The sequence below is a fragment of the Paraburkholderia youngii genome (assembly GCF_013366925.1).
GTDB lineage: Bacteria > Pseudomonadota > Gammaproteobacteria > Burkholderiales > Burkholderiaceae > Paraburkholderia > Paraburkholderia youngii.
Window position 1 is genome coordinate 762,619 of sequence record NZ_JAALDK010000001.1, and the last position, 25,039, is coordinate 787,657.

The window sequence follows — 25,039 nt, forward strand, 5'->3', positions numbered from 1 at the left end:
GCGTGGACTGAAATTAGATATAGGAGAATATATTTGGCCTCATTTAACCAGGAAGTGGGATCGGGACAAACCCGTGCTGTGCCTCACCGGGACGTTTGCAAGTCAGTCCTCCGAATCCGGCTGATTGGCTGGGTCGGCTTGCATGAACGGTGCCAGCGCCATGGCGTTGCGTGCAAGACGTTCAATTGTCGGGTACGGATCTAGCGGAATCGCAAAGCGTTTCGCATTCCAGACTTGCGGAACGAGACAGATGTCGGCGAGGGTGGGCGCATCGCCGAACACGAAGCCGCCGACCCGGTGCTCCTGCGCAAGGCGCGCTTCCAGGGAGCTAAAGCCGACGTCGATCCAGTGCTTGTACCATGCAGCTTTCTGCTCGTCCGAGATTCCGATCTGGTCTTTCAGATAGCGCAGAACACGCAGGTTGTTGACTGGATGTATTTCGCATGCGACCTGCAGCGCGACTGCACGCACGTATGCGCGATCGGCCGGATCCGTTGGCAATAACGGGGGCGTAGGATGCAATTCGTCCAGGTACTCGATGATCGCTAACGACTGCGTCAGCACGTTCGGTGCGTCAACGAGCGCAGGGACGATCCCGTCGGGATTTATCTTGCGATATGCGTCGTGTAAATGCTGACCGCCATCCTTTAGTAGATGGATGGCTTCGTATTCGAAAGGAAGCTTCTTCAACGCAAGCGCGATACGGACGCGATAGGACGCCGAACTGCGAAAGTAGCTGTATAGCTTCATTGGCTCTCCGTCGAGGGCAGCGCGGGCAAGATCTGGCCGACGCACGAACCAAAGCCGATCCGATAGCCGTCTCCTTGGCACCACCCGAGCAAGGTTAGCTCGTCGCCGTCTTCGATGAACGACCGGACTTCGCCGTTACCGACATCGAGCGGCTTCTGTCCGTTCCAGGTCAGTTCGAGAAAACTGCCGAAGGTCCCGATGTCGCCGGATACGGCATCAGACTCCGGCCCGCTGATCGTGCCCGAACCCATCAGATCGCCGACGCGGGTATTACAGCCGCCGGATGTGTGGTGCGCCAGCTGCTGCGCCATAGACCAGTACATGTGTTTGAAGTTGGTGCGAGCAATTGTTTTGGCGACGTCTGCGTGTTGCGGCTTGAGTCGCACTTCCAGTTCCAGATCGACGCCCGCGCGGTGCGCACCACGCAAATAAGCAAGCGGCTGCGGGTCTTGAGTCGGCTGCTCGACGCGAAATGGTGACAGTGCGTCCAAGGTCACAACCCATGGCGAGATGGTCGTGGCGAAACCTTTCGAATTGAATGGTCCAAGCGGCTGATATTCCCACTGCTGAATGTCGCGCGCACTCCAGTCGTTCAGCAGGACCATACCGAAGATGTGCTCGTCGGCCGCCTTCGCGTCGATCGGAGAGCCTAGAGCATTGCCAATTCCGACGAAAAATCCGGTTTCCAGTTCGATGTCCAGCTTGCAGCACGGCCCGTATGTGGGGCGCGCGTCGTTAGGGCCTTTACGCTGACCGTTCGGCCGGCGAACCGGTGTTCCGCTGACCACGACCGACGACGCGCGACCGTTGTAGCCGATTGGAATCTCGAGCCAGTTCGGCATCAGGGCGTTGCGGGGATCCCTGAACATCGAACCGACGTTCGTTGCGTGCTCGCGCGACGAATAGAAGTCTGTGTAGCCGGGGATTTCGAATGGCAGATGCATTTGCGCATCGGCTTGCTTAACCATCGCGCGCGCGCGCAATCCGGCATCGGCGCGCAGCGTCGCAACGTCAGCCGACAAGAGCGAAGACAACTGGCTGCGGATGCTCGACCATACGAGGCGGCCCATCGACACGAAATCGTTAAGCCGTTTCTGCCGGAACACGCTTTTCGGATTGCCATCGTCGTCGACTGCCGCGTAGGGAATCGTAATTACCCGGGCTGCTTCGAGCGCAGCGAGGTCGACGATCCAGTCGCCGATCGCGACACCAACTCGCGGGGAATTGCCGCCCGTCGAAAAGACGCCGAACGGAAGATTCTGGATCGGGAAATCGGTTTTTCCGTCGTTAGCTGATTCGACCCAGCTTTTCAGATCCGCGCGTGTGGTCTGTGAAACGACATCGCCGGGTTCGATAGTAGCGCTCATGACTTTACTTCCGGATTGAATTGGTTCTTGAGTCCCTGCCAGCACTCGAAGTATTCGTTTTGTAGTTGCGATGTTTCTAGTGCGAACCGGGTCGGCTTGATGAGGGTGCGGGTCTCGAACATGAAAGCCATGGTGGCGTCGACCTTGACCGGTTTGGACGTATCGGCGGCGGATGCCTTTTCGAACGTGTCCGCGTCCGGACCATGACCTGACATGCAGTTGTGCAGACTTGCACCGCCCGGAACGAAGCCTTCCGCTTTCGCGTCGTACTCGCCATGAATCAGGCCCATGAATTCGCTTGCGACATTGCGATGGAACCATGGAGGGCGAAATGTATCCTCTCCGGTCAGCCAGCGCGGCGGAAATATAACGAAATCGATCGTGTCGACGCCCGGAGTGTCGCTGACTGACTGCAAGACCAAAAAGATCGATGGGTCCGGATGATCGAAGCTGATCGAACCGATCGTGTTGAATAGACGAAGGTCGTACTTGTACGGCGCGTAGTTTCCATGCCACGCAACGACGTCGAGCGGCGAATGATCGATGTCCGCGCGCCACAAGTGTCCGTTCATCTTTGCGACTAGCTCGAAGCTACCTTCGCGTACTTCGTAGGCGGCGAGTGGCGTCAGAAAATCGCGCGGATTGGCCAAGCCGTTTGATCCGATCGGGCCGAGATCGGGCAGGCGAAATAATGCGCCGAAGTTCTCACAGATGTAGCCGCGTGCGTGGCCGTCCGGTAGTTCGACTCGAAAGCGCACGCCGCGAGGAATGACGGCGACCTCTTGCGGGCTGAGTTCGAGGAGTCCGAGCTCCGTGGCGATGCTGAGTCTGCCGTCCTGGGGAACGATCAGCAGTTCACCATCGGCGCTGTAGAAGAAGCGGTCCGACATCGAGCGGTTCGCCGCGTAAAGATGAATCGCGCAGCCGTTCATCGACTCTGCGGAACCATTGCCTGCCATTGTCACCATGCCGTCGACGAAATCCGTCGGGTTAGCAGGATAGGGCAGCGGGTCCCAGCGGAGCTGGTTCGGCGGTGTCGGTGGCACGTTGGAAAAGTCGCTGAGAAGGCGGCTATTTTCAACTTGCGTGAATGGCCGGTGGACCGCGGCCGGCCGCACCCGGTACAGCCAGGACCGGCGGTTATGCGAGCGCGGTGCCGTGAACGCAGTACCGGATAGTTGTTCGGCATAGAGCCCATAAGGTGCTCGCTACGGCGAATTGCGGCCAATCGGAAGTCCGCCGGCGAGCGCCTCGGTCGCGAATTCGCTGCCGAATCCAGACTGATATCCGGGAGGGTGCGCTGAATGTGCAGAGTCCCGCGGAGCGCGCTTCAGCAGGGGGTTGCGTAATGAGCCCTGGTCCGCCGGCTCGAATCGGGCAGTGGCTTCCTGCGCGGTGGGTTTCACTATTTGTCTCCTTGCTGGATTGCCTTAAACGGGGCCGGCTCGGCGTGACCGGTCCGGCCCACGAACGGAGTGTCAGCCCTCGAGCGTCTCCCACATTTCCTTGTCGCGCTGAGCCGTCCAGATACGCGGGTCGGGATATTGCGTTGCCTCATCGTGTGCGCGCGTTACATCGAAGGGCATGCAGTGATCAAAAATCACCCAGTCGCCAAATTTCGGTTTCAACGTGGCGTAGGCTTCCTTATAGATGGCGTTCAGATCCTTTCCGTCGCTCGCACCCGACTTGACCTTGGTGTATAGCTCGCTGATGAACGCTCGGGTTCCCGCCAGTCCGTCGGCGACTTCTTGCGGCGTTTTCAGTGCAGCGCCGCGACCGGGCACCAGTTTTTCCGGCTTGAGCGCGGCAATCGCATCGAGGGTCGCGGGCCAGTCCTGGAAGTAGGCGTCTCCCGCATACGGCGTAGCGCCGTATTCAACGAGGTCACCCGACAGCAGCACCTTGTCTTGCGGGAGCCAGACGACGGTATCGCCTTTTGTATGGCCACGGCCGAGTTGAAGAATCTGCACTTCCAGCTTGCCCATCCACAGGGTCATTTTTTTCTGGAAGGTCAGCGTCGGCCACGTCAGCCCGGGCACCGATTCGACAGCATTGAAGAGGCGGGGAAAGCGCTCGATTTCGCTCTTCATGTCCTGCTCACCGCGCTCGACGATGAGATCGTAGGTGTCCTGACTGGCGATGATCTGCTCGGCGTTGTACGCCGAGGCGCCGAGTACGCGCACCGCGTGATAGTGCGTGAGCAGGACGTACTTGATCGGCTTGTCAGTGACTTCTCGGATGCGGCGAATCACGTCCTGGGCCATAACTGGCGTGGCTTGCGTATCCGCAACGAGCACAGCGTCGTCGCCAATGATGATGCCGGTGTTCGGGTCGCCTTCCGCCGTGTACGCGTACGCGTGCTCGGAAAGCTGCTCGAAAGTGACCTTCTTTTCTTCGGTGTCTGCGTGCGATGCGAATTTCTTTACTGACGTCATGGCAAAAACCTCGGTAACGGTTGTTCATCGAATGCGTGCGCGGGTGCACACGCGACAGTGTTTAAATTATATATTAGCGAATTGAATCGCATATAGACAATTCCCCGTATGCGCCGGGTAGTGCGAGGACGGGGTGCCAAGCGGATGAATTGCATGCCGCGGCGCGCGCGGAGACACGCGAACCGTGGTCGGCGTTCGCGTGGTCAGCAAAGGGGAAGGTAGGGACAGACGGCGCAGCCGCTATGGGGACCGCGGCTGCGACGGATCAAGCGGGCGTCCCGACGGACAACCCGGAAGGGGTATCAGTGGCCGGTTACAGGGCCTGAATAGCCGAGCCGATATGACAGCTCGGCTGCGGTCTGGCGAAGCGTTTTCGCGAGTTCGCCGTCCCATCGAACGTCGAACGTGCCGGCCGGTCCGACCAACGTGAGCGCCAGCGCGATGGTGCCGTTAAAGAGAAAGACGGGCGCCGCGATCGCGTTGACCCCCGGCAAGGGCTTGCCGGACGTGCGCGTCATTCCAACGTCGCGAATCTTGGCGTATTCGCGGAAAAGCAACTGCTTGTCCGCCGCTTTGAGCGAGGTCGCACCGCTGAGGCGCATCCCTTCGTCAGTCAGCGCCTTGAGGACCATTTGCTCCGGCATGTACGCGCCAAAGAGCCTGCCGGTCGCCGTGTTGACCAACGACATGATGGTCCCGACCCGAAGCGTCAGGTGCAGCGGATACGAAGGGTCTTCCTGCCTGACGACTACCGGCCCGTTCGGACCCCACGTAGTCAGGAAGACGCTTTGGCCAGTTCTCGATGCCAACGCGAGCACGTCCGATTCCGCCTCTCGCAGCGGGTTCAGACGTTGCAACCCGTACAGTCCCAGCCGCAACGCGAGCGAGCCAGGCGCATAATCGCCTGAGGGTTCGACTCGCTGAACCAGCTGCAGCTTGATCAGACTGACTAGATAAGGGAAAAGCTTCGCAGGCGCCATGCCAGTCACACGCGCGATTTCCTTCAGCGGCATTGGCGTGTCCGACTGCGTGAGTGCGGAAAGAATCTCACTGCCCACCTCGACGGATTGAATCCCCCGTTGTGCCTTTTCTGTGCTTTCGGTGTCCATGCTGAGTTCAGATGAAGCTCGATTGGTGTGGGAAATGTCGCGAGGGCTCACGACCCGGTAAAATCAGCAAATCTTACGTACATTCGTGCGGCAGGGGAATGGATGGTAACCAGGCAGCAGTCAGATGAAAATCCGGACAAAGACGAATCCGGCGCCCGGAGGGAGCAGCGCGGTATCCAGAGCATGGAGGTCGGCGGACGCTTTCTCCAGTACCTCGCGGCAGCCGGCGAGCCGGTGACACTCGCCGAACTCAGTGCTCGGAGCGGGATTCCAGCGAATCAGGTCTTCACCTATATGGTCAGCTTGCTGCGGACCGGGCTCGTCAAGCGCGACCCTGTAACGGGTCGTTTCGAGCCCGGGCCCCTGTCGCTTCGCTTGGGACTGCATGCGTTACGCATGGTGCCCGAAGTGCGTAACGCGATGCGGCCGGCCGTCGACTTGGCGACCCGCGTCGAACAGAGTGTGCTGCTTGCGACCTGGGGCGACCGCGGCCCCTCGGTGCTGCAAAGCATCGAGCCCGCCGTGTCTCTGCACGCAGGCGTCCACGTCGGCACGGTGATGTCCCTCGCCCACTCGACGACCGGACGCGTTTTCGCGGCATACAAGAAGGATCCCAAGGTCGAGGAACTGCTTAAAGCCGATCTCGGTTCGCAGACGCCAGAGGGCGAACACCTGACGCGGGCGCAATTCGACGCCATCCGGGCCGATATAAGAAAGCGCGGACTGGCCCGTGGCGAAGGATTGCCGATTCCGGGCGTCAACAGCATCAGTGCACCGGTTTTCGACGGCAACGGCGACATCGTTCTCGTGCTTACGCTCTTTGGCGTGGCCGGCAATTTCGATGTTGCATTGCGCGGGCCGCTTTGTACCAGCCTGCTCGAGACGACCAGGCTTCTTACTGAAAGAAACGCCGGCCCCACCGTGCAACCGGTTTAGCGGACGCCGTGGGCGCCGGCTCAGGTCAGACCTAACCGTGCGCTTTTGCGAGATATCAGCCATGAGAAGGCGGCCGCGATCGCGAGCAGGCCAGCGGCGCTGCCCGCAAAAACCGGCGGCGCAGTGAACCGGTCGATCAGCCAGGCCGCGCAGAATACGCCGAGCGACTGGCCGAAAAACAGGAAGCACGAAAACAGCGAAACCGCAGTGCCGCGCATGTTGGGCGCCATCTGAGTCGCGTGCGTCTGTAGCGTGTTGTGCAACGCGTAAAAGCCGAACCCCGCCAGAAAACATGCAGGCAACGCGAGCCACCAGTTGGTGAGCAATGCGAGAGTGCCATAGGCGATGGCGAGGCAGACACCTCCCAGCCGCGCAAGGTTGACCTCGCCGAGGCGTCTTACCAGCAGGCGCGCGCCCCTGCTGTAGCTCAGGCCGCCAATACCATACATTGCAACAATCCCGCCGGCCTTGGACATGGCGATATCAAAAGCGGTGTGCAAATAGATGGGAATGAAGGACAGAGCGCTGAATGCGAACGCACCTTCGATGAAAGTCACCAGCAGCACGGTCCTGGCCCAAGGAATCGAGAGTACCTCGAGCGCCCGATGAGCGGAACGGGACGGGGGCTGATGGGCGGCGTGTTGCCCCCCTGAGTCAGACCCTTCGCGCAAAACCAGCAAACCCGCTACCAGGCAAACGGCCGCGAGCGCGGCAAAGGGGGCGCGCCAGTTGAACGCGTCCGCAAGCAGTGCGCCAAACCACTGCCCTGCGACCATGCCGAACACTGTCGCGCCTAGGAGTCTGGCGAGAATTTCCTGACGACGCTCGTAGGCGACCGTGTCGCCGATCCACGCCATCGTCAGAGGGACGATACCCGCGGCGGCTGCCCCCGACAGTACTCGGGCCGCAACCAGCTGGCCCATGGTCCCGGAAAGCGCTGCTCCAAGGTTGCCCACCGTGCATGCAAGCGTCGCAATCGCGATGACGCGCGTCTTTCCGAATCTGTCGCCCAAAGGTCCGAACACCAGCTGCATCACGCCGTAGGCCAAGGCGAACGCGGAGATTGATTGGGCGGCGTGCCCCATAGCCACTGCGAATGTTGTCTGCACGGCAGGCACCAGAGAATCGCAGACTCTCATGGAAGCCATGCTGGCAAAGCAACATGTGCTTAACAGCCACAAAACTTGCCTGGACACTCGCTCTCCCGCTCCGGCCTGGAAATATGATGCTGGGTTTTATAAAGTAATGAATGCGTTTGCGTATATATAACAAGCTAAACACACGCTCAGGTTTGCGTAACAGGGGTTAACCCCAAGTGTGTCCCGCCGAGCGGCGTCCAAGGCCTGCAAATGACGAATAGGTACAAACCTGAATTATATATATGCGAATGATGAAGCTAATATGTAACTCAGGAGGGTTGTCGTGCGTTCGCGCCGCTGCCTTCTTTCCTCTGTAGGGCGAAGTCCGCGTGACTCGCGACGGCGTCGACAGGCAAGACCACAGCACTGGAGCATCTGATGACAACGCGAAGTTCCGCTTACGCGGTTCCGGCATCCGCGAACGAGATTCACACGGAGACGACGGAAGATAGTCTTTTCCGCAAAGTCACGCTGCGAATCATTCCGTTTCTGTTCTTCTGCTACGTAATCGCGATCCTGGACCGCAATAACATCGGCTTCGCGCAACTGCAGATGAAGCACGACCTTTCGTTGACGGACGCCGCATACAGCCTTGGCGCGGTGTTCTTCTTCATCGGTTACGTGCTGTTCGAGGTGCCCAGCAACATGCTGTTGCACAAGTTCGGCGCGAGAAAGACGTTCGCTCGAATCATGGTGCTTTGGGGGATGGCGTCAGTGCTGATGGTCGCGGTATCGACGACCACGCAGTTCTATGTGCTGCGTTTCCTGCTCGGCGTGTTCGAAGCAGGTTTCTTTCCTGGTATCGTCTTTTACCTGACTTTCTGGTTCCCGGCGCGGCGTCGCGCGGGCGCGCTGTCGATCTTTTACGCTGGCGTCGCGGTGGCGGGCGTGCTGGGCGGGCTGGTTTCTGGTTCGATCATGCGCGGCATGGATGGCATGCACGGTATCCATGGCTGGCAGTGGATGCTGGCCATCGAAGGTGCACCGGCGGTGTTGCTGGGTGTCATCGCTTACTTCTATCTGCAAGACAATCCGTCTGCGGCATCGTGGCTGAGTCCGCGCGAGAAAGCACAGATCAGCGAAGCGCTCGCCCGGGACGCGAAGCCGACCGAACACGGACACTCGCTGCTGGCGGCGCTCGGCAATCGTTATGTCTATCTGTTTGCGTTCGTCTATTTCTGCCTGACCTCCGGCATTCTCCTATTGCTGTTCTGGATGCCGTCGATGATCAAGGGGTTCGGCGTCACCGACATCGTGCAAATCAGCCTTTATTCGGCCATCCCTAACGCGATTGGTGCGCTCGGGGTGATTTTGATCGCGCGCAACTCGGATCGTCGCAACGAGCGCAAGTGGCATTTCGTGATTTGCGCGGCGGGCGCGGCAGCAGCGCTCGCATTGCTGACTTCGCATGGCATCGGCTTCGCCGGTTCGATGGCCTTTTTGACTGCCGCAACCGTCCTCATTTACGCGGCTCATCCGATCTTCTGGTCCGTGCCTGCCACGTTCTTCCGTGGGCCCAACGCAGCAGCGAGCATCGCGCTCGTCAGCAGTATCGGGGTGTCGAGCGGCACCATCACACCGTACCTGATTGGCCTCATCAAGACTTACACCGGCAGCATGAGTTATGCGTTCTACTTCATCGCGGTCCTGCTCGTGCTCGCGTGCGTTGCGATGGCGCATGCCCTGCGGCACGAGCGCGCCGAAAGGGCGAGGACTGCATAACCAGCTTGACCGGGGAACAGGGGCGCTAGAAGTTGAAGCGCCCTTTTTTGTCTTATGCAGGTTAGTAACGGCAACAGTGGATTCTTGACGAACTCATGCGTGGCTGGCGGCGTTGCACCGCCAGCCATCGCAGCGGGTCTATCTTATGACCAGCGGATCGATCAGGAGAGCGGCTGCCCGCGTCGAAATCTGACCGATCTTTTGCGCGAAGGCACCGTCAGGCCTAAATGCGTCATGCGCTTGCGCGACGTTCCCGAACCACAGGCTCGCGAGGACAGTTGGCGTAACGGGCTCGGCCCATAGTCGCTCGCGTTTTGCGGTTTTCTGGGTCCAGTCGAACGAAAGTGCGGCGGCCTCGCGCTGAGCCAGGTTTGCGCCAACGACCGCTTGCCTGAAGTCGGCTCGCGATACGCTGTCGCGCATCGTCGCAGCGACGATCACCTTCACGCCTGCATGGGCGGTCGGCTCATCTTCGTGCTCCACCACGCAAAGCGTCCATCCGCGTAAAAAGTTCGGTTCATCATTCGGGATGTGCTCGCTGCCAACGCTGGAGCGCTGCGCTTCGTCCATCACCGCGTCGCTTTCGAAGCAAAGCTCCACGACGCCGTCGATGTCGTAGTGACCCGAATCGTCTGAAAACTGCCAAAGCGTTTTATCGACCCGATTCTGCGTGTAGCTGCTGATGCCGTTCATGCATAGCGCGAGTTGCGCGTGACAGCCCGACCAATAGGCGCGGAAGTCGCTAACGGAAGAGCCTTGCTTGCGGGACAGCAGCGTCATTCGCTTGATCATTTCGTCTCCTAAAAAAAGATGTTCGATGACTTCGTCGTTGCCCAATCCTAGGGATTGTACGGACGCAAATTGCTCTGCGTATGTATAATTTAAGCGTATCATGTATTCATGGCCCAATGAATTGGGATTGACGATGAGAACGCGCTGTTGCAGCGCGTTCTCGGACGACGGAGACGCATAATGAAGGCAGAGAGCGATTACAGCTGTGATGTTCTTGTTATCGGTTCGGGATGCTCAGGAATGTCGGCGGCGATTACCGCCGCGCACGAAGGCCTGAAGGTACTAGTCATCGAAAAGGAACCGAAGTTTGGTGGATCGACCGCCCGCTCCGGCGGCTGGCTGTGGATTCCCAATACGTCGCTGGCGAAGGTCCAGGGCATCTACGAGACGGAGGGCGCGGCGCGCACCTATCTTCAGCACGAGGCCGGGGATAGCTTCGACGGCCCCCGAGTCGATGCCTTTATCGAGCACGGTCCTCAGGCGGTTGATTTCTTTACCGCGAAAACGGCCGTTCGCTTCGACATGCCGCTCGTATTTCCGGACTACCATGCAGAAGCGCCGGGCGGGACGCAAGGCGGACGTTCGATGGTGACTCGCCCATTCGACGGCAGGGAACTTGGCCCGGCCATCAAGGACCTCGCGCCCGCGCTGCCCGAGCTGACGGTGTTCGGCATGATGCTCGGCTCCGGGAAAGAGATCGTTCACTTCATGCGCGTGACGAAGTCCGTCAAGTCGGCCTGGTACGTGACCAAGCGTTTGTCCCGTCACTTTGCCGACGTGCTCAAGCATGGCCGGGGCATGACGCTCACGAACGGCAACGCGCTGGCGGGCCGACTCGCCAAGTCGTTGTTCGACCTGAACGTCCCGTTGTGGCTGAACACGAAAGCGCTGAGCCTGACCACGACGAATGGACGCGTCACGGGCGCGGTGCTCGATCGGGAGGGCACAAAGATCAACGTCACGGCGAAGCGAGCGGTAGTGCTCGCGAGCGGAGGCTTCCCGTACGATATCGAGCGACGCAAGCAACTGTTCCCGCACGCCCCGACCGGCAACGAACATTTCTCGCCGTCCCCGACCGGCAATACGGGCGACGGCCTGCGTATGGCGGAAACCGTCGGCGGCCGCGTGACAACGACGTTGCCTAACGCCGCAGCGTGGGTTCCTGTATCGACGTTGACACGCAAGGACGGCACGACCGGCATCATGCCGCACTTCATCGACCGCGCGAAACCGGGGGTCATCTCGGTCTTGCGCGACGGTAAGCGCTTCACGAACGAAGGCAATTCGTATCACGACTTCGTTCAGGCGCTGGTTAAGGCTACCCCGCCGGGCGAAGAAATCACGGCGCACCTCATATGTGATCACAAGACGCTGCGCACCTATGGGCTGGGTAGCGTTGCGCCATTTCCGATGCCGATCGGACGTTATTTGCGGGTCGGTTATCTGACCAAGGGTGCGTCGCTCGAGGAACTGGCCGGGAAAATTGGCGTTAATGCGCTGAACCTGAGAGAAACGGTCCGGACCTACAACACAGAAGCCAGGCTTGGTCGCGACCCTGTATTCGGAAAAGGCAGCAAGGCATACAACCGATATCAAGGAGATGCGTTGCATGCGCCGAATCCATGTATCGCGCCGATCGAGCGGGGTCCGTTCTACGCGCTCAAGATCCGAATCGGCGACATCGGAACTTTCGCTGGCCTGAAGACCGATCAATCATGTCGCGTACTGGACAGCAGCAATTCGCCGATCACCGGTTTGTTCGCCGTGGGCAACGACGCGTGCAGCATCATGGGCGGCAACTATCCGGGGGCAGGCATTACGCTCGGACCGGCTCTGACGTTCGGCTTCATCGCCGGGAAAGCAATTGCTTCAGGTGTCAACGTCTCCGAATACGGTACCCCCGCGGGGAATGCAATCACGAATAGCAAGCTCACGATGGTCTCCCAACAGGCGAGCTAACGCTGTTCCGGTATCCATCTGTCTGCCGCGGTGGCTGCGCTGTTGAACCGCGTAGCCACCGCGGCTTTTCGTTCGGCCGGTATCAGATCGGGCAAGGATCACGATGGCGACGAATCCTGTACTTGAAAACGGCGTGCCGAGGACTGGGAAGCCACAGCGCGGCATCCACGCAATGGAGGTCGGCGGTGCGCTGCTGCAAACGATTGCCAACGCCGGCCGGCCCGTCTCGATGCTGGATCTGAGCGTCGCCGCTAACCTGCCGTTGAATCAGGTGTTCACATATATGGTTAGTCTGGTGCGTACAGGCCTCGTGAGAAAAGATGCGACCACGCACTGCTTCGAGCCTGGACCGCTCGCGCTTCGGCTGGGTTTGACCGCGCTGCGGCAGGTTTCCCCGCTTCAGGAGTCGCTAACCCAAGTGAAACAACTCGTGGTCAGCGAACGCCACGCGGTATTCGTTGCTATATGGACCGATCATGGGCCGACAGTGATCCAGTACGACGGCCCCGACATGTATCTTCATGTTGGCCTGCATGTCGGGTCCGTGATGTCGGTAGCACACAGCAGTACGGGACGGCTCTTTTCCGCATTTCTGCCGAGACAATCGACGCGGCCTATGCTGTTGCGGGAACTGGGCGCGTCGGAAGACGGCATCCAGGAACTCGAACTCGATGCCATCCTGGCCGACGTGAGGCGCCAGGGTGTGTCGCGCACCTACGGCTTGCCGATTCCTGAGGTCGACAGTCTGAGCGCCCCGATTTTCGATGCGACAGGCGCCATCATCCTTGCGGTGACGGTGTTCGGCTCGTCGAGCAGCGTCGACACCTCCGATTACGGCAAGGTGAGAGATCGACTGCTGGAATTTTCGCGCAGACTGTCCAGAAGCGGGCCACGCGATAAGGCACCCTTGGCGATTTCGACAGATAGCGCCGAGAGCTGCCGCTATTAGTCGAGGCGCGCAGCGCTTGCATGGAAACGGCGGCGGTCAACAGTCCTCGCCTAGCAGGCTGTTGAAAAAGCGCCCCGTCATGACGACCGAAGCTATGTTCAGGAGACTTGCGCGTGCGATATTGCGCTGAATTAACGGTTCACCGCGCGATCTGCGCGGGGCAGGCGCACGCATGCGGCTCGTCTGGCGCGCAGTCTTCGCGCATTGGCGGCTCATCGCGTCGCTCCTCGCGGCACCATCCCTGGCATTCGGGCCATGCGGGTCAGATTGCTCGCAACCATCGTCAGCTTGAAGTGCTGGTCGACGCGCTTGAGGCCGCGATAGACCGTCTGCCGGATCCGCCCGATGGTTTTGCCCCAGCCGAAATGCTCTTCGATTCGTTTGCGGATGATCTGGCTAGTCCGGTAGCCCGCATGCCGCGAAGTGCGACCGTCGATGGCGCTGCCGCCCCAACGCTCATCGTTGCGCGCGACATGCGGTGTCACGTTGCGAGCGCGGCAATCGTTCACGAAGTCACGGGTGTCATACGCCTTGTCGGCGCCAACTGTCTTCGCATGAGTACCGGCACGCAATCGAGCAATTGCAATGCGCTGGCCCGCTCGGCAAAAACCATCTGCGTGACTAACCACGGCGCCGACCACCAGCCCCGAGCGATTCTCCATCAGGATGTGCCCGTGGTAGCACAGGATGGCCGGGCTCTTGTGGCTCTTCTTGAACAATCGCGCCTCCGGATCAGTAGTCGACTCGTGCGTGGCATTGCTACGTCGCTCGCCTTTCCAGTCGGTGTCGGCGTTGCGGCCACCGCCGGCTGGCGGACCATCGTCCGGGCCGTCCTTGCGGCGGAAGCTTTTGTGACTGGCCCACGCCTGAATCAGCGTGCCGTCCACCGAGAAATGCTCTCTCGACAGCAAGCCCCGCTTGTCCGCCGTGCTCATGACTTCGGTGAAGAACGCTTCCACGACTTCATGCTCCAGAAGCCGGTCGCGGTTCTTCGAGAACACCGAGTGGTCCCACACGGCGTCCTCAATCGCCAGCCCGACAAACCAGCGGAACAGCAGGTTGTAGCGCATCTGCTCCATCAGCATGCGCTCGCTGCGTACGGAGTAGAACACCTGCAACAGCAGCGCCCGCATCAGCTTCTCAGGCGCAATCGAGGCACGACCGGTGTCCGCGTAGATGACGCTGAACAGCCCGTTGAGCCGTTTCAACGCATCATTCACCAGCAACCGGATCGGTCGCAACGGGTGATCTGCCGGGACGAAGTCCTCGAGCTTGACCGTCGTGAACAGGGGTTCCTGCATCTCGTCCATTCCGCGCATCGCATCCGCTGCCAAAGATCATGAACACGATATCCATAACGCCCGTCCTTCAAACCCCGTTTACACGGGATCCAAATTCAACAGCCTGCTAGGGTTATTCAGGGCGGGCAGCGCCGGCGGCGTTCGCCTCGCGCGGACGCCGCCGCAGACCGTTCAGATAGCGAGGAAACCGCCGTCGACCGCGAGTGTGACGCCCGTCACGTAGCGCGACATGTCAGACGCGAGGAAGATCGTCGGACCGATAAGGTCTTCCGTCTGCCCCACGCGACCCATCGGAATGCGCGACATGAAAGCCGCCAGGCGCGTTGGATCTTCACGGGTCGCGGCCGTCATCGGAGTTTCGATGACCCCCGGTGCCAGCGCATTGACGCGTACCCCAAAAGGGGCGAGTTCAGCGGCGAGTGACTGGGTGAACATCTTGACTGCTCCTTTCGACGGAGAGTAGCCGAGGCTTGCGCCTTGGCCAGCATAAGCGGCGATCGAAGCCACATTGATGATCACGCCTTTCGTCGCCTTGATCACACCGAGAAAGGCATGCGTCACGTTGAAGGTGCCCTGGACGTTCACATCCATGACCTTCTTCCAGTTCTTCGCGGCATCAGGGCTCGAAGTGTTCTCGCGAATGATGATGCCGGCATTGTTGACAAGAAGATCGACCTGACCCACTTCGCTTTGCACTTTATCGGCAAGCGTATGGCACGCGTCGGCATCCGTCACATCGAGGGGGAAGGCCCACGCGTCGCCGCCTGCTTCACTGATCAGCCCCGCGGTTTCCTGAACGTGCTCAAAGGCGATATCGCTGACGATGACTTTCGCTCCGGCCTGCGCGAGACCGACGGCGAGCGCGCGGCCATTGCCTTGCCCGGCGCCGGTGACGAGCGCAAAGCGTCCGTCGAGCAGGCGAGGCGCTACGGATTGGGGAAACGACATGACTTGTCCTTGTTCGTGAATGGGTGGCCGTGTGGCCGTGGATAAATCGGCAGCTTTGCACATATACATGTGTTATTGCATCGGTGTAATTACTCACGCAATGGTTGGCCCGCCGCCAGGAGGGGCGAACAGTCTCCCGATGCTCCGCTTTCCGCAGGTGACAGGCCTTTTTCGGCTGACTCAGGGATTGCACCTACGCAAAAGCAATGGCATATATATAATTGAGGCCGTAGTATCTCATCTACAGAGCGGTCGTGTCGGAACTCGCAAAGGCACGAGACAAGAGCAATCCCTGATACATAGAAGACCTCGCGATCGATGCGTCGTCCTCTACATGGAGTCGGTCGCTTATCTGGCATTTATCCGGCGTAGTAAATCAGTTGCTCATGTGGCAACGGGGACTTTAGCCGCACCACAAGGACGGGGTCGTGCGACCACCGTCGCGTTCAGTAGAAACAGTATGGAGACACCATGAAAGTGATTCGCATCGTCGCAGCAATACTCGGAACGTTGACGCTCGCTACTGCCGTGTCGGCGGCAAGCGCGGAGGAGATCAAGGTTGGTTTCAACGGAGACCTGTCGGCCTCGCCGTCCGCACAAAGCGGCCAGGCCGCGGTGCTAGGCATGCAGGCCGCGATCGACGATGTCAACGCGGCCGGCGGCGTTCTCGGCAAGAAGCTCACGCTCGTACAGCGCGACGACGTATCGGCGCCCCCAAAGTCGATCCAGAATATGACAGACCTGATCGACAACGAAGGAGTGGTTGCCGTGTTCGGGCCGACCAATTCGGGAAATGCGATGGCGTGGAAACATATCGTGGATCAGAAGAAGATTCCGGTCATCGATAACGTTTCTTCCGGAACGGACATCACCAAGCCGATGAGTCCGGGCGCGGACAACTACATGTTCCGGGTGTCGATGGTGGACCGCGAACAGGTCGCTGCGCTAGTGGCGTACGTGAAGAAGTCCAACGACATCAAAAAGGTCGGCTTCATGTCCGAGACGACTGGCTACGGTCAAGGTGGCCTGCGCGACTTGAACGCGATCGCGGCGGTGCAAGGCATCAAGCCGGTGGACACCGAACAGTTCGGTGTCGGCGATACGGACATGACGTCACAGCTGAACAAGCTGAAGGCAGCCGGCGCAGACACGGTGATTATCTGGGCGCAAGGCACGCCGATCGCTCAGGTGATGCGTAGCATGGAGAAGATCAACTACTATCCGCGCACGCTCAGTTCGTGGGCTGCGGACAACATTACGTTCTACGATGCCGCCGGCAAGACGCTTGCGGAAAAGCCGCTATTCCTTCGGACGGTCAGTGAAAACCGAACCCCCGCCCAGGACAAGCTGTTTGCACGGGTCGGTTCGAAACTCAAAGCGCCCAGTTCGTTTTCCTTCGCACTGCACGGTTATGACTCGGTTCTTGTGCTCGTACAAGCGATCAAGCAGGCGAACAGCACGGACGGTGCAAAGGTTCGCGCAGCGCTGGAAGACCTGAATTCGCCGGTTCAGGGCCTGCTGAAGACCTACAACAAGCCCTTCAGCAAGGCGAATCATGAGGCGCTGACGGCCAAAGACCTTGTGTGGGTGCACTGGAAGGACGGCAAGCTGCTTCCGTACACCGACCAGATGACAACGTCGCTTACCGCGGCCGACTACAAGCAGTAACTTCCCTTTCTATCGCGACGGCGCCTTCGCGACGCCGTCACCGCGGAGAACAGACATGATGGAAGCGATTTTCCAGGCGTTGATCAGTGGCCTTGCAGTGGGAGGAGCATATGCGCTGGTCGCGCTTGGCTTCAGTATCACTTTCACCACGACAAAAACGCTCAACTTCTCCCACGGGGAGTTTGTTTCGTCGGGGGCCTTCATTGGGATGAGCGCGATGTTGCTGCTGCTCGGCAAGCCCATCACAGCGACGACTTTCGGGGGGCAAGTGCCCGGTGCCACGGCCCAGTTGCTAGCACTTGTCGCAGCACTCGTCGTCATGGGAGCGCTGGGCTGGTTGCTGTACATCCTCGGCGTGCGGCCGTTTGCGAAACAACCAGGTATGGCGTGGGTAATGAGCACGCTTGGCTTCGGGGTCGTACTCGACAGCATCGGCCTCGCAATCTGGGGCCCCAAACCGGTGGTCGTACCGTCACCGCTCGGCGACTCTGTGGTCCAAATCTTCGGAATCGGCGTTCGCCCGCAGGAACTGATGCTGCTCGCCGTCGCAGTCGTCGTGATGATCGTGTTCGACTTCGTGATGCGAAAGACGATGATCGGCAAAGTGATGCGCGCGGTGGCCGCCAACGGCAACGTCGCGAATCTGATGGGAATCAACACGAACGCAGTGATGATTGGGGCGTTCGTCGTGAGCTCCGCGCTCGCCGGCCTGTCCGGATTCCTGCTTGCGCCGATTACACAGGCGTCGTTGTTTATGGGTCTTGCCATCGGATTGAAGGGCTTCTCGGGCGCGATGATCGGTGGCTTGAGTAATCCTCGCGGATGCGTGATTGGCGGCTTTGCGCTCGGCGTATTCGAATCGACGGTGAATTTGTGGCAAGCGCAGTGGCGGGAGATTGCGGTGTTCGCGGTCGTGATTCTCGTGCTGTCGTTCAAGCCTACAGGTCTCTTCGGCAGCCGACTGGTGGAGAAGGTATGAGCAAGTACTCCCATTTTCTGGGCGTCGTCGCGGCCGCAGTGGTGGTTTGCGCGGCAGCGCTGGCGGTCAGAAACGACTACTACCTGCACATCGCGTTCATGATGTGTGTCTACTATTTGTGTGCCGCCGGCATGAACGTTTTGGTCGGCTTCGCCGGCCAGAAGTCACTGGGGCAGGCAGGACTCTTCGGAGCGGGAGCGTACGCGGTTGCGCTGCTCACGTCGCAGACCGGAATCAACCCGTGGCTCGCGATGGCGCTGGCGACAGCGATCGCCGGAATCTGCGGGGTTTTGATCGCGTTACCTTCGTTGCGGGTGAAGGGGCCGTACTTGGCCATGGTCACGCTCGCGTTCGGGATCGTCGTCGAACGCCTCGTGAGCGACTGGACGGAGGTTTTCGGCGGAGCGCAGGGCATCTATGGAATTCGTAGCCCGGAAATCGGCGGGCAGCCTATGTTGCTTTCGCAGTGGGTTTGCGTCGGTGTGGTGTTTTGCGCGATCACCCATCTGCTGTTGCGGAATCTGTTGAGCGGCCGCTTTGGCCGCGCGTTCCTGTCGCTGCAGGCCGATGAGATCGCATCGGCGTCGGTCGGCGTGCGCGTCTATCGCGGCAAGGTGATCGCATTTGTCATTGCTGCCGTAACCTGCGGACTCGCGGGCGCGATGGTCGCCCAGCAGAACCAGTACATCAACTCGGATTTTGTGTCGTTCCAGCTGTCGGTCTTCATCCTGTTGCTCGTGCTATTCGGCGGGGCAGGAACGAAGCTCGGTCCCGTCGTTGGAGCCATCGTTTTGACGTTGCTGGATGCGCTGCTCGCGCGCTGGCCGTCCGTTCAACATACGCTGTACGGACTGCTACTGCTGTTCGCGCTTTACGCGATGCCCGGCGGGGTTGTAGGTACGCTGGCGAAGTGGTTTGGCAGCAAGAAGGCCCAGTCCGTGGACGAGCTTCACACGGGCGGCCACGTGATGACCCTCATGCGTAGCGCGCGCACAGGCGGCGGCGACCTGCTCAGCGTGACGAAGCTCTCCAAGTCGTATGGCGGCGTGAGGCCTGCACAAGATGTTTCGTTCACTATCAAGAAGGGCCACATCCATGCGCTGATTGGTCCGAACGGGGCCGGCAAGAGCACGATGATCAATATGGTGACCGGTATCGTGCGGCCGGACACCGGTTCAATCCGCTTCAACGGAAAGGAGATCGGCGGCAGTCCTGTTCATGCGATCTGCTGTCTCGGCATGGGCCGCACTTTCCAGAACTTGCGTCTCTTTTCAGATCTGTCGGTTCTCGACAATGTGATGTTGGGCCGTCATAGCCGCATGAAGAATGGTCTGCTCGCGTCGCTGTTCGCCACTCCTCGGGCACGCCGCGAAGAGGAGATAACGCGCCAGCGCGCGCTTGAGTTGCTGGATCTTGTGGACCTCGGTCATCTTGCGAGCAGGCCGGCCGGCAGTCTGGCCTACGGCTTGCAGCGGCGAGTGGAGCTTGCCCGCGCACTCGCGACCGAGCCGAAACTGCTGCTGCTCGACGAGCCCGCTGCCGGTCTCAATCCGCAAGAGACGACTGAGCTCGGTCAGCTACTGCTTCGCATCGGCAAGTACGGCGTCAGCATCCTGATGGTCGAGCATCACATGGATCTCGTGATGTCCATCTCCGATCACGTAATCGTGCTCGACTATGGGGTCAAGATCGCAGAAGGCAAGCCTGTTGACGTCCAGGCCAATCCGCGCGTGATCGAGGCATACCTCGGCGTCGACGAGGCCGAAGCAGCGTGATGAAAGGAGGCGGTATGTTGAAAGTCGACTCAGTCAAAGTGTCCTACGGCGCAATCGAAGCGGTGAAAGGCGTGAGCCTTGAAGTGCGCGAAGGCGAGGTTGTGACAATCATCGGCGCGAACGGCGCGGGCAAGAGCAGCCTGCTCAAGAGCATTGCCGGTTTGCAATCGGTCTCGTCTGGCCGAATCAGCGTGGGCGGCAGGGACTGCACGCAGTTGCCGGCGCATATGCGGTTGGGCTTGGGCATTGCGCTGTCGCCCGAAGGTCGGGGCGTCTTTCCCGACCAGACCGTCAGGGAGAACTTGCTGCTCGGCGCGTATTCGCGCAAGCAGACGGCAACCGCAACGGAGGCCGCAATCGAACGTGAGTTCGACCGCTTTCCGCGCCTTCGCGAGCGGCAGAACCAATTGTCGGGAACGCTATCCGGCGGCGAGCAGCAGATGCTCGCGATCTCGCGCGCGTTGATGAGTCAGCCTCGCCTGCTTCTCTTGGACGAGCCGTCGCTTGGACTCGCTCCATTGGTCATACGCGACATTTTTCAGGCGATTCGCAGCCTCCGCGAGGACGGACTGACGATTCTGCTCGTCGAGCAGATGGCAAAGCAAGCGCTTGGCGTCGCAGACCGCGCGTATGTACTCGAGGTGGGCAATATCACATTGGAGGGTTCCGGATGCGATCTACTCCACGACCCGAAGGTCAAGGCTGCCTATCTTGGCGCCCATTGAATGCGCTGATCACATGGATTGATGTCAGAAAACTGGAGGATCGATGAACATCGTGAGGATGGGATTGATAGCGAAGAAGCCCGAATGGTCGGGCGACGAATTCCGCAAGCATTGGCTCGGCCATCATGGGCCGCTGGTGAGAAATGCCCCAGGGCTCAGTCAGTATAGGCAGAACCATATCGTGGACCGCGTCCAACGCGGTATCGACTTTACGCGAGACCCCTTGGAGTATGACGGTTTCTCCCAACTCTGGATTGCCGACGCGCAAAAGCCGTTCGGCGAAGGCGAGTTGCCGCAGAAGATCATTGCCGACGAAAACTACTTTCTGGGTCGGCTCAACATTCTGACGGTCAAGCAGACGACTGTCGTAGATGTGCCGTCGGACGAACAGCGCGCTCGGCTGAAAAAACGCATGTCGTTGATTCGTCGCCGCCCCGACCTGTCGGAACAGGAGTTCCTGAACGAGTGGCGAGTTCACGCGGAGTTGGTTCGTGAGATGCCGGGCGTCAAGGGTTATCGGCAGAACGCAGTGATCCAGCGAGAAGTACAGAAGGGAACAGCTTGCGCGTATAACGAATTGCCAATCGACGGTGTAGTGGAGTTCTGGTTTGAAAGCACCGACACCCTGCAGGAGGCTTTCGCTTCCGCGGCTGGCGTGAAAACCATGGATCACGCGAAGACGTTCCTTGCGGGCATTACCGCGTTCCTGGTCGAGGAACATCGCATCATCTGATCGTGCAGACGTTCAAGATACAGATGTCGCGGGGCGGAGTTGATGAGGGGCCGTCGCGACTATCTGATTTCATGAAGCTGGTTATCCCATCAGTCATGAAACGCTGAGTAAAAGTTATTCAAATAATTCATATACGCAGTAAAGGAGATCCTATGAAGCGACTGTCCGTGTGTTGCGCGCTGTTTGCACTTCCAGTAATTGCCAACGCACAAAGTAGCGTTACTCTGTATGGCGTTCTCGATGAAGGGCTGATGTACACCAGCAACGTTGCCGGAGGGAAGAAGGTTTCGCTGGACTCATTGTCGGGTCTCTTTGGCAGCCGATGGGGTTTTACCGGCGTCGAGGACCTGGGCGGTAATCTTCAGGCCATCTTCACGCTGGAATCGGGTGTGAACCTGAATAACGGTCAATTTGGGCAAGGGGGGACGGCGTTCGGGCGTCAAGCCTTCGTTGGACTGAAGAGCGCACAATTTGGTTCGCTGACGTTCGGCCGCCAATATGACATGGTGTTCTATTTCCCAGAGCCTCTGACAGCGGGTAGCCTGGTAGGTGGTCCCGTTGGGATGCATCCGGGTGACGTTGATAATGCGGCAAATACGGTGCGATTGAATAACGCAGTCCGCTATATGAGCCCAGTCCGCGGAGGATTTTCCTTTGGTGGTGAATATAGCCTCGGTGGTGTGGCAGGGAACTTTACCGCGAACAGCGGTTATTCGGTTGGCGCCGGCTATTCCGGTGGGCCTCTGAAGGTCGGGGCGGCATTTGAATACTTCAAGAATCCAACGGCGACCCCCGGTAATGGGTTCTTCACGGCATACGCCAACGGCGCATCTCCACTCGCATATTCATTGAATAAGGCCTATGTGCCAGCGCAGGCATACCAGGTGGCGATCGTTGCTGCAAACTATGCAGTGGGGGCCGCGACTTTCGCAGCGTCGTACTCGAACGTGCAGTATGCAAATCTTGGAGCCGCATTCCACAACGGTACGGCAATATTCAACAACGTCGACGTTGGCGTCTCATATCAGTTCACCCCTGCCTTCACTACTGGGATTGCATACGACTACCTGACGTCAAATGGTGTGACTACTGCAAGCGGTACGACGGTGGGGAAACAGCACTATCATCAAGTCTCTCTCGTGTCGGATTACCTTCTCTCAAAAAGGACGGATGTGTATGTCGGCGCCGGATGGCAACACGCGTCGGGTACCTCGTCGCTCGGTACACCGGCGGTAGCCAATATCGATAATCTGGGCGATTCTTCCAACCATCAGCAGCTGTTGTTCCGATTGGGGATGCGGCACAGGTTCTAAGGGTCCCTTTCTGGCGCATTGCTATGACGCGTGCCGGCGGGCACTCGCCGCGCACGGATCACCAATTCTTCGCCGCCCCGCATCGTCGGTCGATAGAGCAAAAACGCCTGACCGGCGGTTCTCTTTGTAGCTCACACGTTGACCAGCGCCTGCGAAGCCTGAGCGCCGTAGAGCGCAAAGGCGATGCCGGGTTGGTAAAGGTTAGGTTGAAGTGCTGTGGTCGAAGACCGGGTAATCCGTGTAGCCTTTGGGGCCGCCACCATAGAAATTTGATCGATCGATAGGCGCCAGCGCGAGGCCGTTGGCTAGCCGCTGGACGAGATCAGGGTTCGAAATGAACGGCCTGCCGAATGCGATGAGGTCCGCCACCCCGGAACTGATCATTTGATCCCCCCTATGCAGGTCGAAGCCGCCCGCAAGAACGATAGTTCCCGGATAAAGGTCGCGCCACTTGCGCAGAAAGTTTGCACTGAGCGCCGGTGGGCCGAACGGGTGCTGATCGTTCAAATGCACATACGCGAGCTTGCGAGCCGCCAGCTGCGCCGCGAGCGTCAGCCACGTCTCCTTTTCGCCCGCGTAGGCCTGCATGTCGTGGATCCGGCCAAACGGAGACAGGCGCAACCCCGTCTTCGCGGCGCCGATTGCGTCGGCTACCGCGTCGATGGTTTCGAGGACAAAGCGCAAGCGGTTCTCGATCCTGACGCCACCGTAACGATCAACTCTGGTGTTAAGGGCACCATTCAGGAATTGCTCGAGTAGATATCCATTCGCGCCGTGGATCTCTACGCCGTCGAAGCCCGCTGCAATCGCATTGGTTGCGGCGCGAACGAAGTCCTTGACGACGCGGGAGATCTCGAACGTCGTGAGTGCTCGCGGGCGGCTTACATGCACCGTTGCCGGCGATCCGGCGGCGTCATACGCGCGGGCCGTGCTGCCGACTGCTGGCCGGTCGACCGAAGAAACTGGACTTTCCGCGTTGGTCTGCAGAGTCGTGTGCGATATCCGTCCAACGTGCCAAAGTTGAATGAAGATGCGGCCGCCTTCCTCATGCACAGCGCGCGTGACCTTCGCCCATCCTTCGACCTGTTCGGGGGTATGAATACCCGGCGTCAACAGGTATCCACGTCCTTCAACGGAAATCTGCGAGCCTTCCGTAACGATCAATCCTGCGCCAGCGCGCTGCCGGTAATAAAGAGCGGTTTCGCTGTCAGCGACACCGTTCGCCGCACGCGAGCGCGTCATGGGCGCCATGACCACGCGATTGCGGAGACTCAGCCCTGACAGATCGTAACCGTCGAAAAGTCTGCTCATGGTTGTTCGCCTGGAGTGAGGTATCTGACGCGCAACGCCAACGCGGATCGCACCGCTGTCGCGTACATCGCTGCGCCTGTGTTCAGTGAGAAGGGAAGTGGGGAAGAACTTCACTAGCGAGTTCGTCCATCAGCTCCGCATAGGGGCGCCGGCTGACCTTCGGATTGAGTGCGATGTGGTTGACGCCTGCGGCCTGCGCATCGCGAAGGAAGTAGGCGAGGCTTCTGCTGCCTGCGCGAAAGCCGCCTCGCGTCCGGATGAGCGGCTCATCGCGATCTTCAACCAGGTCGAGAAAGCCACCGATGCCGAGCGGCTTGAATCGTTCCTCGCCGCAAGACTCGCTCACCTGATCGCGCCATTGCTTGGCGAACGCGGGGAGTTGCTGCGGCACCGGCGAAGAGCCGATGAAGCCATCCATGTGCTCTGCGATGTATGCGAGGCTCTGTTGGGCACGACCGACGGCAATCGTCGGCAGCGCGCCGAAGGCTGGCTTGGGAATCAGCTCATGGGTTCCGCTAGAACTGCCGAAACGCGCCGAGGAAAAGCGGGGAAAATCTTTTTCGATGACGGTCTTGAAGACCTCGAAGGCGTCGCGAAAGCGCTCGCCGCGGGTGTCGAAATCAATACCGAACAATGGGTATTCGGCGGGACGGTCTCCCGAAGACAGGCCAATCACGACCCGCCCACCCGAAAGCTGGTCGATCGACGCGACCTGCTTGGCAAGGATCATAGGCTCCCGCATGGGCAGAACGATCCCGGCCGTTCCCAGCGCGATGCGGCGCGTGAACGCCGCAAGGTAGGCCATGTACGGGATAGGGTCGAAGATCTGCGCCACGTCGCCGTATTGTGGGTCGTAGAAGGGCACGTCGCGCATCCAGAGCGCGGCGAACCCGAGTTCGTCTGCCTTTTGTGCCATCGCGACGTGGTCCCGCATCATCGGTGCGGGACGGTGAGGATGGGTTTCCAGCGGCAGGATCAGCCCAACGGTCAGCTTGCCGGGGGAGAAAAGCCGGGCATAGGCCGGCTGCGCAGCAAGTGCGCCGCTTAAGTCATGTTCCGTCAACGCATTCATGGTGTTCTCCAGTTACTTAATTGTAGATTTCATTCAACTAAGCTATTAAGCACTTA

20 protein-coding genes and 1 pseudogene are annotated in these 25,039 nt (G+C 59.6%); 10 read left to right on the forward strand and 11 right to left on the reverse strand.

The window, feature by feature from the left end; translation table 11 throughout:
- Positions 1 to 102 precede the first annotated feature (102 nt).
- The 5 genes and pseudogenes from maiA to G5S42_RS03680 form a co-directional block, all read right to left on the reverse strand.
- Positions 103 to 750: a maleylacetoacetate isomerase gene (maiA, locus tag G5S42_RS03660; protein WP_176105573.1), complete on the reverse strand. Its 648-nt coding sequence runs from the start codon at positions 748 to 750 to the stop codon at positions 103 to 105.
- Entirely contained in the window at positions 747 to 2,117 is a 1,371-nt protein-coding gene (gene fahA, locus G5S42_RS03665; protein WP_176110318.1) for a fumarylacetoacetase, read from the reverse strand. Before fahA ends, maiA begins: the two co-directional genes overlap by 4 nt.
- Positions 2,114 to 3,454: pseudogene (gene hmgA, locus G5S42_RS03670) on the reverse strand (homogentisate 1,2-dioxygenase). Before hmgA ends, fahA begins: the two are co-directional and overlap by 4 nt.
- 141 nt (positions 3,455 to 3,595) lie before the next feature.
- On the reverse strand, positions 3,596 to 4,552 hold the full coding sequence (locus G5S42_RS03675; protein WP_176105574.1) for an MBL fold metallo-hydrolase: 957 nt from the start codon (positions 4,550 to 4,552) through the stop codon (positions 3,596 to 3,598).
- Positions 4,553 to 4,854: 302 nt separating this feature from the next.
- Entirely contained in the window at positions 4,855 to 5,661 is an 807-nt protein-coding gene (locus G5S42_RS03680; protein ID WP_176105575.1) for an IclR family transcriptional regulator, read from the reverse strand.
- A 102-nt stretch (positions 5,662 to 5,763) separates the two neighbouring features.
- Here G5S42_RS03680 and G5S42_RS03685 point away from each other — a divergent pair, with 102 nt between their 5' ends.
- Entirely contained in the window at positions 5,764 to 6,597 is an 834-nt protein-coding gene (locus tag G5S42_RS03685; RefSeq protein WP_176105576.1) for an IclR family transcriptional regulator, read from the forward strand.
- 20 nt (positions 6,598 to 6,617) lie between these two features.
- Here G5S42_RS03685 and G5S42_RS03690 read toward each other — a convergent pair whose 3' ends face one another.
- On the reverse strand, positions 6,618 to 7,793 hold the full coding sequence (locus G5S42_RS03690; RefSeq protein WP_312883516.1) for an MFS transporter: 1,176 nt from the start codon (positions 7,791 to 7,793) through the stop codon (positions 6,618 to 6,620).
- A gap of 321 nt (positions 7,794 to 8,114) precedes the next feature.
- Here G5S42_RS03690 and G5S42_RS03695 point away from each other — a divergent pair, with 321 nt between their 5' ends.
- Positions 8,115 to 9,458 carry an MFS transporter gene (locus tag G5S42_RS03695; protein WP_176105577.1) on the forward strand — a complete coding sequence of 448 codons (1,344 nt, stop codon included), beginning with the start codon at positions 8,115 to 8,117 and terminating at the stop codon, positions 9,456 to 9,458.
- Between the two features lie 138 nt (positions 9,459 to 9,596).
- Here the strand turns inward: G5S42_RS03695 and G5S42_RS03700 are convergent, their stop codons facing one another.
- The gene (locus G5S42_RS03700) at positions 9,597 to 10,367 is read right to left on the reverse strand and encodes an EthD domain-containing protein (protein ID WP_176105578.1); all 771 of its coding nucleotides are present in this window, start codon (positions 10,365 to 10,367) and stop codon (positions 9,597 to 9,599) included.
- A 63-nt stretch (positions 10,368 to 10,430) separates the two neighbouring features.
- Between G5S42_RS03700 and G5S42_RS03705 the strand changes: the two genes are divergently transcribed.
- The gene (locus tag G5S42_RS03705; protein WP_176105579.1) at positions 10,431 to 12,209 is read left to right on the forward strand and encodes an FAD-dependent oxidoreductase; all 1,779 of its coding nucleotides are present in this window, start codon (positions 10,431 to 10,433) and stop codon (positions 12,207 to 12,209) included.
- 103 nt (positions 12,210 to 12,312) lie between these two features.
- Positions 12,313 to 13,158 carry an IclR family transcriptional regulator gene (locus G5S42_RS03710; protein ID WP_176105580.1) on the forward strand — a complete coding sequence of 282 codons (846 nt, stop codon included), beginning with the start codon at positions 12,313 to 12,315 and terminating at the stop codon, positions 13,156 to 13,158.
- A gap of 212 nt (positions 13,159 to 13,370) precedes the next feature.
- On the opposite strand, the gene G5S42_RS03715 is transcribed toward G5S42_RS03710, so the two are convergent.
- Both G5S42_RS03715 and G5S42_RS03720 read right to left on the reverse strand, forming a co-directional pair.
- Positions 13,371 to 14,477 (reverse strand): IS5 family transposase, encoded by a 1,107-nt coding sequence (locus tag G5S42_RS03715; RefSeq protein WP_246391800.1) that lies wholly within the window; start codon positions 14,475 to 14,477, stop codon positions 13,371 to 13,373.
- A 153-nt stretch (positions 14,478 to 14,630) separates the two neighbouring features.
- Positions 14,631 to 15,407 (reverse strand): SDR family NAD(P)-dependent oxidoreductase, encoded by a 777-nt coding sequence (locus G5S42_RS03720; RefSeq protein WP_176105581.1) that lies wholly within the window; start codon positions 15,405 to 15,407, stop codon positions 14,631 to 14,633.
- Between the two features lie 471 nt (positions 15,408 to 15,878).
- On the opposite strand from G5S42_RS03720, the gene G5S42_RS03725 reads away from it, so the two are divergent.
- The 6 genes from G5S42_RS03725 (at position 15,879) to G5S42_RS03750 (ending at position 22,600) form a co-directional block, all read left to right on the forward strand.
- Positions 15,879 to 17,075 carry an ABC transporter substrate-binding protein gene (locus tag G5S42_RS03725; RefSeq protein WP_176105582.1) on the forward strand — a complete coding sequence of 399 codons (1,197 nt, stop codon included), beginning with the start codon at positions 15,879 to 15,881 and terminating at the stop codon, positions 17,073 to 17,075.
- Between the two features lie 55 nt (positions 17,076 to 17,130).
- Positions 17,131 to 18,054: a branched-chain amino acid ABC transporter permease gene (locus tag G5S42_RS03730; protein ID WP_176105583.1), complete on the forward strand. Its 924-nt coding sequence runs from the start codon at positions 17,131 to 17,133 to the stop codon at positions 18,052 to 18,054.
- Positions 18,051 to 19,829 (forward strand): branched-chain amino acid ABC transporter ATP-binding protein/permease, encoded by a 1,779-nt coding sequence (locus G5S42_RS03735; RefSeq protein WP_176105584.1) that lies wholly within the window; start codon positions 18,051 to 18,053, stop codon positions 19,827 to 19,829. The genes G5S42_RS03730 and G5S42_RS03735 overlap by 4 nt, the downstream gene beginning before the upstream one ends.
- 14 nt (positions 19,830 to 19,843) lie before the next feature.
- Positions 19,844 to 20,554 (forward strand): ABC transporter ATP-binding protein, encoded by a 711-nt coding sequence (locus G5S42_RS03740; protein ID WP_176105585.1) that lies wholly within the window; start codon positions 19,844 to 19,846, stop codon positions 20,552 to 20,554.
- Positions 20,555 to 20,597: 43 nt separating this feature from the next.
- Positions 20,598 to 21,287 carry an EthD domain-containing protein gene (locus G5S42_RS03745; RefSeq protein WP_176105586.1) on the forward strand — a complete coding sequence of 230 codons (690 nt, stop codon included), beginning with the start codon at positions 20,598 to 20,600 and terminating at the stop codon, positions 21,285 to 21,287.
- A 152-nt stretch (positions 21,288 to 21,439) separates the two neighbouring features.
- Entirely contained in the window at positions 21,440 to 22,600 is a 1,161-nt protein-coding gene (locus G5S42_RS03750) for a porin (protein ID WP_176105587.1), read from the forward strand.
- A 201-nt stretch (positions 22,601 to 22,801) separates the two neighbouring features.
- On the opposite strand, the gene G5S42_RS03755 is transcribed toward G5S42_RS03750, so the two are convergent.
- Both G5S42_RS03755 and G5S42_RS03760 read right to left on the reverse strand, forming a co-directional pair.
- Complete coding sequence (locus tag G5S42_RS03755; RefSeq protein ID WP_312883517.1) at positions 22,802 to 24,025, reverse strand: alkene reductase; 1,224 nt, start codon at positions 24,023 to 24,025, stop codon at positions 22,802 to 22,804.
- Entirely contained in the window at positions 23,994 to 24,983 is a 990-nt protein-coding gene (locus tag G5S42_RS03760; RefSeq protein WP_176105588.1) for an LLM class oxidoreductase, read from the reverse strand. The genes G5S42_RS03755 and G5S42_RS03760 overlap by 32 nt, the downstream gene beginning before the upstream one ends.
- Positions 24,984 to 25,039: the final 56 nt, after the last annotated feature.